General features: G+C 38.6%; 10 protein-coding genes. 4 read left to right on the top strand and 6 right to left on the bottom strand.

Annotated elements, in window-relative coordinates; genetic code table 11:
- The first annotated feature begins 3 nt into the window (after positions 1–3).
- From ACXACJ_RS04750 to ACXACJ_RS04735, 4 genes are all read left to right on the top strand, one after another.
- Positions 4–1,041, top strand: coding sequence for a hypothetical protein (locus tag ACXACJ_RS04750; protein ID WP_475133126.1), 1,038 nt, complete (start codon positions 4–6; stop codon positions 1,039–1,041).
- 3 nt (positions 1,042–1,044) lie between these two features.
- On the top strand, positions 1,045–1,665 hold the full coding sequence (locus ACXACJ_RS04745; RefSeq protein WP_475133125.1) for a class I SAM-dependent methyltransferase: 621 nt from the start codon (positions 1,045–1,047) through the stop codon (positions 1,663–1,665).
- 62 nt (positions 1,666–1,727) lie between these two features.
- Entirely contained in the window at positions 1,728–2,780 is a 1,053-nt protein-coding gene (locus ACXACJ_RS04740) for a hypothetical protein (RefSeq protein ID WP_475133124.1), read from the top strand.
- A 12-nt stretch (positions 2,781–2,792) separates the two neighbouring features.
- A complete protein-coding gene (locus tag ACXACJ_RS04735; protein ID WP_475133123.1) occupies positions 2,793–3,869 on the top strand; it encodes an SGNH/GDSL hydrolase family protein in 1,077 nt (358 codons plus the stop codon).
- A gap of 1 nt (position 3,870) precedes the next feature.
- On the opposite strand, the gene ACXACJ_RS04730 is transcribed toward ACXACJ_RS04735, so the two are convergent.
- From ACXACJ_RS04730 to ACXACJ_RS04705, 6 genes are all read right to left on the bottom strand, one after another.
- On the bottom strand, positions 3,871–5,361 hold the full coding sequence (locus tag ACXACJ_RS04730) for a phospholipid carrier-dependent glycosyltransferase (protein ID WP_475133122.1): 1,491 nt from the start codon (positions 5,359–5,361) through the stop codon (positions 3,871–3,873).
- 3 nt (positions 5,362–5,364) lie between these two features.
- Complete coding sequence (locus ACXACJ_RS04725) at positions 5,365–6,933, bottom strand: NAD(P)/FAD-dependent oxidoreductase (RefSeq protein WP_475133121.1); 1,569 nt, start codon at positions 6,931–6,933, stop codon at positions 5,365–5,367.
- On the bottom strand, positions 6,933–8,006 hold the full coding sequence (locus tag ACXACJ_RS04720) for a glycosyltransferase family 2 protein (RefSeq protein ID WP_475133120.1): 1,074 nt from the start codon (positions 8,004–8,006) through the stop codon (positions 6,933–6,935). The genes ACXACJ_RS04725 and ACXACJ_RS04720 overlap by 1 nt, the downstream gene beginning before the upstream one ends.
- 89 nt (positions 8,007–8,095) lie before the next feature.
- Entirely contained in the window at positions 8,096–9,418 is a 1,323-nt protein-coding gene (locus ACXACJ_RS04715; protein ID WP_475133119.1) for an NAD(P)/FAD-dependent oxidoreductase, read from the bottom strand.
- 49 nt (positions 9,419–9,467) lie between these two features.
- Entirely contained in the window at positions 9,468–10,826 is a 1,359-nt protein-coding gene (locus tag ACXACJ_RS04710; protein WP_475133118.1) for an NAD(P)/FAD-dependent oxidoreductase, read from the bottom strand.
- Positions 10,827–10,828: 2 nt separating this feature from the next.
- Positions 10,829–11,977, bottom strand: coding sequence for an acyl-CoA dehydrogenase family protein (locus ACXACJ_RS04705; protein WP_475133117.1), 1,149 nt, complete (start codon positions 11,975–11,977; stop codon positions 10,829–10,831).
- Positions 11,978–11,981: the final 4 nt, after the last annotated feature.

Genomic DNA, 11,981 nt, shown 5'->3' with positions numbered 1-11,981 from the left:
AACATGGAAGTACAAAAATCAACCTTTCAAAAAGTTCTCAGATTCTCTTTTAAAGTACTCACCTACTTTATCATCATCCTTTGTCTATCCGAAATAAGCTTAAGATTGCTTGGCTTTTCCATCCCAAAAGTTGTGATCAATCCTCTCTTAAAATCAAACCAACCAATGTTCTCCCTTAACGACACCTTAGGATGGAAAATGGTACCTGGAAAATATAGAATCCCTCCCTATGGACCATATATCGATAGTATGCATGTAACCATAGAAGCAGATGGAGGAAGAATAACCAGTACTAAAACAGCCCAAAAGGAATTAGATGAGATTCTGTTCATTGGCGGATCTTTCACCTTTGGGTGGGGAGTTGATGACAATGAACATTTTGTATGGAAGGTACAGCAAGAATTACCTGATTATACATTAAAGAATCAAGCAATCGGTGGATATGGCGCCCATCAATCTTTGATGGTTCTAGAAGATTACTTGAAAAAAAAGAGCGCACCCAAACACGTTATTTATGGCCTTATTGAATATCATAAATACAGGGATGTGGCTGCAGGAAATTGGATAGTCACTCAACACTTTGTGAGTTCTGAAACCCCTCCAAAAATACCCTATGTTACATTGAATGACTCAGGAGATTTAGTAAGGCACGAGCCCATAGGGCTTATTCCAATCCCTTTCGATGACAAACTTGTTACTGTGTTCATGATTCAGAAAGTTATTACAAGGCTGACTTCCTATGGCAGAGAAAAAGAGGCTCAAAAAACTACAGAACGGGTAATTGAAGAGATGAAGCTCCTTTGCGACAGATATGGGACTGAATTTTATGTTGCCATTCTCTATTATCAACCAAATCATGATGTTGATGGCCTAAAAGGTTTTTTTGATGAAAACGGTATAAAATATATCGACTGTAATATCCCATTATCTAAAGAGAACACTATTCCTGGAGATGGTCACCCCATTAAATCTGTTCATGAAGAATGGGCTAAACGATTTGTAAAAAAATTCAATGAGTACAATCCTCAGCAATTCAATTAAAATATGACTTCTAGTAAACTTGCTGAAATAACCATTTATAGAGGCGCCATTCAAAAATATAAAGAGCTGCTATGGTTGATCGATTTTCTTAAGGAAAGAGAAAAACCAAGTCGCATTCTTGAAATAGGAACAGCCAGTGGGGGCACTTTTTGGCTCTGGTGCGAATTAGCGCTCCAAAATGCCCACATCATCAGCATCGACCTTCCTCATGGCCGATTTGGAAATGGAAACACTTTCAACAAGAAGGTACTTTCAGCTTACAAAAAGCCGTTACAAATCGTTGATTTCATTCGAAAAGATTCCCAGTCGGCAAAGTCTAAGTCATTGCTTCAAAAATATATTAGTAATGAAAAACTTGATATCCTCTTTATTGATGGAGATCATTCTTATGAAGGTGTTAAGGCAGATTTTGAGAAATATAGAGCATATGTTAAACCAAACGGAATCATCATTTTCCATGACATTGTAAAACATGATGTAATCCAAGAGTGCCAAGTGGATCAATTTTGGGATGAATTGAGAAATCAATTCGAAACCTATGAATTTATAGACCCCGAAACGGATGATCGTGGTTGGGGCAATTGGGGAGGATTAGGAGTTTTAATTAATAAAATCACTCACTGAATCTAAAATAATTCAATATTGCATACTGAACTGAAAGATTAAATTACATTCAGTTCTTGTTCATGAGACCATCAAAACCTTTAGTTCCTAAACGCCTTTTTCGACTGCTAGCTCTTCTAATTTGCTATTCAATCGTAATCCTAATCATTCTAGAATTGAGCCTACGGCTTTTAGGTTTTACATTACCTCCACAAATATCCAACAGCAATGAACCTACCACCCATCGGCCTGACGACTTATTGGGCTGGAAACACATTGCTGGCAATTACATATTGCCACCTTATTCAATTTCGGGAGACAGTACTCATCTTACCATTGATCAAGATGGCTCTAGAATCACCAAGGAAAAAAACACACCCAACGACATTCCAAAGGCGCTCCTCATCGGTGGATCATTCACTTTAGGATGGGGATTAAATGACAATGAAACTCTAGCCTGGAAGCTTCAAGAAAAATCCCCCAGTTTAGATTTCAAAAATAAAGGCGTTGGAGGATACGGAGGCTTTCAGTCACTGATGACATTGGAATCCGAGTTACAAAACTCACCCAGTCCTAAAGTTGTATTCTATGGGTATATAGAACATCATAAATTTAGGAATGTAGGTGAAATCAGTTGGCTTGAGTCATTACATTCCTTCTCAAGAAGCAAGGATTTGAAAGTACCTTATCTAAGCCTTAACAATGATGAACAACTGATAAGACACCTTCCCCAACCCTATTTAAAACCATGGCTTGCGGAAAAGCTGGTTTCTGTTGATATGGCGTTCAGAAGCTTTCAAAAATTCAAAGCCAGAAAGAGGATTGGCAACGCTCAGAAAATATCGAATATAACCATTAAGGAGATGAATGAGCTTTGTAAGAAAAATGGGGTTGAATTCTACATTCTCCTTTTGAGAATTTGGAGCGAAGAATCAAAGCAGAAGCACATTCAATATTTCGAAGCAAATAATATCAAATACATCGATTGTTATGTGGAGTTAACGGAAGAAAATACCATCAAAGGAGATGGTCACCCGAATGCGTCAGTTAATTCAATTTGGACAGAAAGGATTGCCAAAAGATTAATAGAAGATGGAATTGCGATCGAGGAAAATCAATCACCATTACAAAATTAAGCCGACCAGAGAATGAAAAATGTGTTGAAACAATTTACGGCAATATTGTTGGCAACAATAGTTTTAATCTTGGCTGTTGAGGTTTTGGGCCAACTAACCTATCGGTTTCGAAATGGGTACTTTCTTTTCAATGATGTGCCAGAAATCACCAAATTCTTTGAAGAACACCCATACTTAAGTGTGAGTTTGCGTAAAAACACCCACATCGATTTCAGAGACATCAACATCAACACCAACGAACACGGATTCCGAATTACATCCACCCCTGAACTCCCCTCAACTGAAGATCAAAAAGTGGTGGTTTGTCTTGGCGGCTCCACTACCTTTTCCGCTATGGTTAGCGATGAAGACAGTTGGCCATTCCTGTTACAGAGCAAACTTGGCCCTGAATATAAAGTATACAATTTGGGCGCACCGGGATATTCATCCATGGAAGCTGTGATACAAATGACTACGCTTGTCGATGAATTAGAGCCCGATATCATCATTAATTATCATGGGTGGAATGATATCCGCAATTACCATATCGAAAATCCAAGTGGGGATTATTATCAGCATGGAATGTTTTTAAAACAGGCCTTGCCAACCCAAAGAACCTTTAAGTTTTACCTTCAACATTCATCAATTCTATATTACACAGGTTTTTTCGAGTCCAAAGTACCTCTAGCTTCTGATGGAAACCCCGTTCCACAAGTGCCTTCCTACACCACGCCTGATGCCTATGAAGATTCACTTTATGCCAGAAATATTAAAACACTGGAGCTATTGGGCAATAACATGGGAGCCGTGAACATCTTTGTTCCTCAGATTATCAATGTTAAAAGCTTTGCAAATTCAGAATTCCCGAGTAGAAGCTGGACACAGCATATCCGCGATTCAGCCATGCCTGATTTAATGCAGCATTTTAATCAGGTAATGATTAAAAGTCTAAGAAAAAGGCCTGAAACTATCGTTTTGGAACAGGGTACTCAGCCTGAATTATGGCCTTCAGAACTCTTTGCTGATGATGGGCATTTTAATCCAGAAGGAAATCTTAAGTTTTCAGAAATGATTTACAAAACCATCATTTCATTAGAAGAGAAAGATTAGCCTAAGGCTTCAATCTTAACTCATACATGTATATATCTTCAAATTGCTTTGCCTTAGTGATTTGATACGAAGTATTGAGATGATCTGATTGTGATACAACAATTACCTTTTCCGAATCAAAACCGGAAACCACTCTAGCTTCAAGTTTAGTCAGTCCACCGACTATGGCACTGTCTAAATCTGGATGATGTTCCATATAAGTTCTATTAAAAATGAAAGAGGAGGATTGTTCTTTAACCGCAAACTCGAAGGGATGTGTCCATCCTTTGAAATTGTTCAAGGAAAAGAAAACACATACCTTTTCATCTTCTTTGGAACTATCGTTAATAAATTCGGCCATTCCCCCACTTATATCCTGATAATGCTGTCCGCCTTTGGGTATCAGGTGAAAAGCAGTAAAAAGAACCATGGTAGAAATTATGGCCCATTTCCCATTCGGCACTACCCTAGCCGAATCAACGCTTTCTAACACGTTTAAAAGTCCAGCAAAAACCATTGAGATAAGTAATGAAAACATGGCTATTCCGTGTAAATGAGTAACAAACCAAACAGGCATCAAACACACATAAATCAACAGAGCCAGCGCTATTGCTTTGATATAAAAATAGATTTTAGTGTTTTTGAATTCCCTTAATAGCTGACGAAACGAAAGTTTCCTGAGTAAAAAAAGGCCAAATAAAATGATGGGTATCGATTCAAATCCTAGCGTAGCCAATCGTTTTGCAAAGTTGAAGGAAAAGTCTTGATTTAAATTTAGTATGCTCCAAGACTCTAAGTTTGTAATGATATAGGTTCCTTCAAATTTATAGATCAAGGCATATTGAACAGCGTAGCCAATCAGTAATGTAGCCACAAAAACACCTATACTCCCTTTCCATGAATATTTTTGATGAAAAAACATTATCAATGGAACAGGAATCAGAAAAGCAATAAACCACATGAAAAACACCGTCCCTAAGAGCATCAAAATCAGAAAAAGCCAAAACCGTTTTAATGTATTGGGTTGGATTAAAAAGCAGCCCAAAATCCAAAAGATGGAGAGCCAAATATCAGAGTAAATAAGCTTGCCATATGTTAAATGAACTGGGAGAAAAATGAACAACAATGTAGTAAGCATTGCTGCCTTTCTATTAATCTTTTTCCAATTCAGAAATAGAAAGAGTAATGTAGCTGTCACTCCATAAACTAGCGCAGAAAGTATTCTCGCTTTAAATACATCAATCCCTCTCAATAAATAGAACCATTCTGACAACAGCCGAAAATGCATTGGAGGCCAGTTGGTATAAACAGCAAATTCGCCATTTAGACCAAAGCCCATTGATCTATTTGGCAAATCTGGGTAACGGTGAAAACTTCGCGCTAATGCCATTCCTGTTGCACTTAACGCTGCATCGGAGTTTCCTTCAAATGCAGAACCAATAGGTAAACTCAGGATAACAGCCATTGTAGCAACAATAAAAATAATTACTACTTGTGTTAGCGGCCTTCTCATTGCTCAGTTTTTGATTTCCTCGTGGTATTCAAGCTCAGTATTAACGGACCAAATATTGTCTTTGCTAGGTTCACACTTCAGTAAATTATCCACTGCTTCTTTGGCGGTAAGCATAGAATGATCTTGATTATTATATCTATGGGTTCCATTTCGTCCAACAAGATATAGGTTCTCAATAGTATTAAAGAACTCCTTCACCACATCAAAATCCTTATAACTTCCAACGTAGGAAGGGTAAGCTTTTGGCATTTTCACCACAGTACCTTCTACTTTGGCAGAGGTTTCAATTATACCAATTGTAGCCAATTCCGTTCTTGCCAGTTCAATTATTTCTGATTCAGACATAAGCCATAAGTCATCTCCTTCCTGACAAAAATACTCTGCTCCAATCCAGCATTTCCCAACTTCGGAAATCATTTGTGAGCTCCAATTGTGAAATAGCTGAACTCGGCCCAGCTGAACATCTTCATCCTGTATGTACAACCAATTGTCATCAATGGCTTTTCCTTCTCTGGTCTTGATTTTCAATTCATCGAGCAATAAACCTACGATCAAAAAGTCACGGTACTTAAGGTTAGAAGCTACATCAAATACTGAATCGGGAACTACTTCTTCCATTCCATGCACCAAATTCTTAACAGGCATTGTGGATATAACCTCTCCACACGAAATGGAATATGAATTCTCAGTTTTTGAATCAATAATCTCTACGGTATCAACTTTGGAACCATTGGCATTCAACTTTACAACCTTTTGATTCAACCTAATATCTACTCCTTTTTCTAGGCATTTGGCAGCAACAGTTTCCCACAATTGACCAGGACCTTTTTGTGGGTAGAGAAAATATTCAGTTAGCGTCTGTTCAGTTTTTTCATTCCCAAACGCCTGACGATTAGGATAGAAAAGAGTGGTAAAATAATGTTTTACTATTGTTCTTAGGCTCAATCCCTTCACCCTTTGATGTCCCCATTCGGCACTAATCTCTTTACAGTCCTTTCCCCATACTTTTTTGGTATAGTCTTTAAAGAATGTAGCATATAGCTCGTAACCAAATCGGTTTACATAAAAGTCTTCTAGGCTTGTCTCATTCTTCCTTGGGAAAAACCTGCTATAAATAATGGATATCAGTATTCTGAAACTTTTAATTACGCCAATATTGATGAGTGTTTTTAAATTCAGTTTCAAAGGGTAATCGAACAGCCTCTTCTTATAATAGATCCTAGACTTGCGTGGCCTAATAAGCATATGAGGTTCATTAGGGCTTGCATGCTTATTAATATGAATCGATTTATGCTGGTTATGATATGTAGTAGTTACTTCATCTTCAGGTGTAAGAATAGGCAAAAACTGCTGCCACCATTGCAATACCCAATCTGATTTAGAAAAAAAGCGATGCCCTCCGATATCTATTTTATTACCCTTAAAATCAACGGTTTTACTTATTCCTCCAACCTGATTATCGGCCTCGATTACAATTACCTTTTTATCGCTTCGGGTGCAAAGTTCATATGCGGCCGTTAAACCAGCCGGCCCTGCTCCTATAATCACCACCGTTTCGTTGCTCTTCTCCATCAATTTCTCAACCCAGAATTTTCAATCATTACAGAACCAGACGCATCACTCATTTTTCTTCGACCATTCAAACCGTAAGATACTGTTCCCAAAATCAGCCCCACTGCTCCGGAAAGCATATACAACCAGTGCAAGAGCACAATTAGAGGCAAACGCACAGAGAAATGTTTTGAGAAAAAAGCGTATGTTTTTCTTTTCACAAGCAATAAGGAGATAAGAGATATAGCCCCTAGAAAGGCTAAAACCGGCAAAAAGAATGCAGCGATTAGAGAGGATAAGCCTAAACCTAATAAAAATACCGCTAGCCTTTCAGAGTTATTAACATTTAAATCCTTGGTTCCCCATTTTTTATATTTAAAAAGGAGTTCTGTCCAAGGTTTAGCCCTCTGAAAAACATCCGTTTTCACCATTGAAATGAAGGTCCACTTTTTAAGGTGCTTTACTTGTAACTCTTTATATAACCGAATGGCAAAACCCTGCCGCACAAGCCTATAACCCAAGTCAATATCTTCCACACTCGGCTTGGCAAAGCTTTCATCAAATCCTCCAACCGATAAAAAAACTTCCTGTCTAATTGCGCCACAAGCCCCCCAAAAAGTCATTGCTTTTTCCGAAGCATGTTGATGCGTGAAATGGTGGAGAAGGTTTCGATATTTAGAAATCAAAGCTTGATCTGCAGGGCTATCGTCATAAGAGCCAATAATTGCCTCTTCTGAATTTTCAATACCAAAATGATTGATAACCTTTTCAAAAGTGTCCTCCTTTACCTCTATATCAGAATCTATAAAGAACAGAACATTCCCTTTTGCATGATGCGCTCCGAAGTTTCTTGCATAGGCTGGTCCATGAGATGATTCCAGTTCCAAAACCTTCAGTCTTGGCAGGTTGAAAGCCTCGAAAAACTCATCCGACCTTCTGACTCCATCCAACACTAAAATCACTTCTTCAATACTCTCCAAAAAATAAAATTCTACCGATTTTAGACATTTGGCAAGATTACCATCCAGAACATGCCCGGCAATCACAACAGATAATGAAGGTTTTGAATAAACCATATTGATCTCCTTACTCACTTGATTACCTGTTGAATGAAACAATAACTGATTGACATGCTCTTCCGAATTTCGATGGACTCTGTTTTCTTCTTCTAGTTCAAAAATGATTATGAAGGGATAGCTCTACATGTCTCTCTTAATACATCATTAGTTTGAGCAGACAAATGCTTGTACTGATCTATCTTCTTTTTATCGCTCAGTAAATCGACCGCATCTAAATACCTTTTGTGATTACTGAAGAAATCCCCAGCAAGGATCAGATGGAAAATTGTATAAGCATTTTCAAACTTATCGTATTGAGAAGTTTCATTAGGTGTTAACTCGGAGAATTTAATCCTTTCTGGGTCGTAGAAAATGGCAATGAGTTTTTCGATTAACTGACAAGCTCCATTGGTCTCCTCATACGCTAGGGCTAATGCGGCTTCATTTCCCATTTTAAATTTCTGAACAAGGGCATCGGAGATGATCATCGCTCCTTTCATTGCTACAAAAACGCCACTAGCAAACATAGGATCCAAGAAAGCCGAAGCGTCTCCTATTATGGCAAATCTATCACCGTATTTTTCGGTTACATTAAATGAATAATCACTGTTTACGGCAACTTCTTGAACCATTTCTCCATTGCTCAAGATTTCGTGCCCTAACTTGGAAGAAAGGAGTTCTTGCTTATAGAATTCTTCTAAAAAATTTGAATCTGAAGTTGAACTTCGCTTTTGTTTTTTAAAGTAATCGAGCTCTGTAACCACTCCTACACTCAACTTATCTGGAGCAACAGGGATCATCCAAATCCAGCCTTTTTTCTCCCCTTCCAACATGATTATCCTCAGGTTGCCCAGTGTCAAAGTCTCGTCCCAATTTGCATTTTTCCAATGGGTTGAAACTGCTATTCTTTGGCTCAACATGGGTTGCTTGGTTTTAGTACCCATGGTTTTTCCTATAAATGCGTCCTGTCCTGTGGCATCCAAAATAAACTTCGCCTTAAATGACAATCCATCAACGGTTTTAACTTCTACCGCATCTGGCATGGAGAAATCCACAGACGACACTTTCTTACCGTACTTTAATTCCGCTCCGTGCTTATGGCTATTTTCTAGGAGAATCTGATCAAAACGATCTCTCCTTACATGAAAAGACAATTTGGACTCGCCTTTCAAATGATGGCTGAAGCACCAATTTGAAGACCTAGAATCATCAATATTTGAAAAAGTAACCCCGGGTTTTCTTTCAAATTCTTGTTCCATTACTTCAAGAACACCGAGGTCTTTAAACAGATCATAGCTGAAAGGTAAAAGTGATTCCCCAACATGGAACCTTGGGAATACTTCCTTCTCCAACACCAGCACGCTAAACCCATTTCTGGATAAATTTGTAGCTGCTGTGCTCCCTGCCGGCCCTCCTCCAATGATTATAAAATCATAAATCCTCTCCATTCTTACCCGTCCTTTTTAGTTAATGTCTCTTTATATTATCCACAGTATCTCAATCCGTAGGCAACTTGTCCAATACTGGGTTTGAAATACAATGCTTCCGTATTTCATCTTCTGTATGCGCTGTCAAGTTCTTATATCGATCAGTAGATTTCTTGTCCGATAGAAGATCTAGAGACGCTACATATTTCTTATGGTTTGTGAAAAAATCCCCTGCCAAAATCAGGTGCAAATGAGCATAAGCATTCTCGTACTTTTCATAACCTTGAAGCCAAGAAGAACCTGCTTGTGATAAGCGAATGGTATTATCATCGTAGAAGGTAGTGATCATTTTTTCAACAAGTCCATACCCACCTTCCAAATCTTGATAAGCTTCCGAAAGTGAATTACTATTTTCTCCCTTTTCCATGAGGGCTTGAGTAACAATCATGGCGCTTTTCATTGCCAAAAATACTCCACTTGAAAATATTGGGTCTAGAAAAGCCGAAGCATCACCAATAATGGCAAAATTATCTCCGTGCTTCTGCTCTACGTTATAAGAATAATCGCTGCTGGTTGTCACTTCTCTAGTCATGGTTGCAGACTTTGTAACCTGATCCGCAAAAAAAGAAGATTTCAATTCTGACAAGTAGAAAGTTGTTCCCCAATCATCCTCTAGCAAGTCATTGCCTTTTAGCTCTCTTTGTTTTTTTGCATAGTCCAATTCCACCACTACACCTATGCTCACTAGATTTTCTTCTAGCGGAATCATCCAAATCCAGCCTTTCTTTTCCCCACCCAACATAATAATGCGGATAGAACCATTTTTCAGCGCTTCATCCTTTTCATAATTCTTCCAATGGCTGTAATAGGCAATTCGTGGATTGATAGAGGATCGCCTGATTCTAGAGTTCATCTTCTTACCAAGGAAACTGTTTTGTCCGCTAGCGTCTATCAAAAATTTCCCTAGAAATTCCTGCTTCTCATTGTTTTTCCCTTTTGCCTCAACCCTTACAAGGTCTTTGGAATCGAGGTTAACAGATAAAACCTTGGTTTCCTGCATTACTGTTGCTCCATGCTTTGCACTATTGTCCAACAGCATTTCATCAAATCGGTCTCGATTGACATGAAAAGACAGGTAAGATGGGTGGTGAATCACTTTATCGAAACACCAATGTGAGTATTGAGAATTATCCTCATTAGAAAAAGTAGCTCCAGGCTTTCGCGTAAACTCCTTTTCCATTTGATCCAGAATGTCTAAATCTTTAAAAATGTGATAACAGAAAGGTAGCAAAAACTCTCCGATATGAAATCTTGGGAATTTTTGCTTTTCCAACACCAGCACCTCAAAGCCATTTTTCGCCAAATTTGTAGCTGCTGTGCTTCCTGACGGCCCTCCTCCTATAATCACAAAATCGTAAACCTTCCCCATGATCAAATCTTCATCATTTTTGCGATAATACTTCTCTGTATTTCTGATGTACCAGAATAGATTGTGCTAGCCATAGCATCGCGCAATAGTCGCTCTACTTCATGATTTTCTCTAAAGGCTTTTCCAGCGTATATCTGAAAAATTTTAGAGGCAAATTCCTTGAAAAATTCGCTCACAAATAATTTGCTTATGGATGCTTCCATAGCAACCATTTTGGTGTTTCCTAATTTCCAAGCTGCTTGGTAAATCAATAGCTTTGAGGCTTCCAAGCCCGCTTTTAAGTCTGCCAATTGATGGCTTATGGCCTGATAATCGCCAATCGATTTTCCACCTGATTTCCTTGTTCTAACAAATGCAATTGTGTTCTCTAAAACCCGTTTCATAGCGCCCAAATGAATAGTACCCAGACAGATCCTTTCCCATTCCATGGATTGATGAAAAATGATTCCTCCACCACCTTCTTGGCCTAAAATTGAATTTTCAGGTATTCTCGAATCATTAAAAGCTGCTTCCCCCATCTGGCAGGTTCTAACTCCCATCTTATCAATGGCTTCTGAAAGTTGAATTCCTGTTTCCTTTACATTTAGAGCGAATGCACTTATTCCTCCAAAAAATCCTTTTTCAGAATTGGTTGAAGCGTAAGTCACTAAGACATCGGCTACAGGACCATTGGAGATGTAACTTTTATGGCCGCTTAGTATGTACTCACTTCCCGATTTTCTAGCTGTTGACTGTAAATCGTAAGTATCCGAACCAGAATGTGGCTCGGTCATCGCATTGCCTGCAATCCATGTTCCGTTGCACAGTTTTGGTAAAAGTGATGATTTTTGCTCCTCACTTCCGTGAAGCCAAATCGGCACACAGCAAGCCAATAAATGAGCAGAAACTGCGAAACAAAGTCCTCCGTCTTCACAACCTTCACCAAAAGCCTCCAAAGCCAGAACAGTGGTTAGCGGATCAAACCCTCTTCCACCGTATTCTTCTGGTATGCATAAACCTGGAAGTTTTATCTCACCCAATTTCTTCCACAAGCTTCTGTCGAAAAATTGTTTTTGATCTCTTTCTGCTACATTTTCATTCAAATGCGCACGAGCAAAATTCAAAATCTCTTGCTGAACTTCCTTTTGATATGGTGAAACAGAAAATTCCATAATG

This window comes from Roseivirga sp. AWQ4_251 (assembly GCF_056158225.1).
This window is presented reverse-complemented; position numbering and strand designations above follow the sequence as displayed.

What these genes read in the sequence shown, in the direction of transcription:
- ACXACJ_RS04750 (WP_475133126.1), top strand. Translation starts at nt 4, where the DNA reads ATGGAAGTACAAAAATCAACCTTTCAAAAAGTTCTCAGATTCTCTTTT.
- ACXACJ_RS04745 (WP_475133125.1), top strand. Translation starts at nt 1,045, where the DNA reads ATGACTTCTAGTAAACTTGCTGAAATAACCATTTATAGAGGCGCCATT.
- ACXACJ_RS04740 (WP_475133124.1), top strand. Translation starts at nt 1,728, where the DNA reads ATGAGACCATCAAAACCTTTAGTTCCTAAACGCCTTTTTCGACTGCTA.
- ACXACJ_RS04735 (WP_475133123.1), top strand. Translation starts at nt 2,793, where the DNA reads ATGAAAAATGTGTTGAAACAATTTACGGCAATATTGTTGGCAACAATA.
- ACXACJ_RS04730 (WP_475133122.1), bottom strand. Translation starts at nt 5,361, where the DNA reads ATGAGAAGGCCGCTAACACAAGTAGTAATTATTTTTATTGTTGCTACA.
- ACXACJ_RS04725 (WP_475133121.1), bottom strand. Translation starts at nt 6,933, where the DNA reads ATGGAGAAGAGCAACGAAACGGTGGTGATTATAGGAGCAGGGCCGGCT.
- ACXACJ_RS04715 (WP_475133119.1), bottom strand. Translation starts at nt 9,418, where the DNA reads ATGGAGAGGATTTATGATTTTATAATCATTGGAGGAGGGCCGGCAGGG.
- ACXACJ_RS04710 (WP_475133118.1), bottom strand. Translation starts at nt 10,826, where the DNA reads ATGGGGAAGGTTTACGATTTTGTGATTATAGGAGGAGGGCCGTCAGGA.
- ACXACJ_RS04705 (WP_475133117.1), bottom strand. Translation starts at nt 11,977, where the DNA reads ATGGAATTTTCTGTTTCACCATATCAAAAGGAAGTTCAGCAAGAGATT.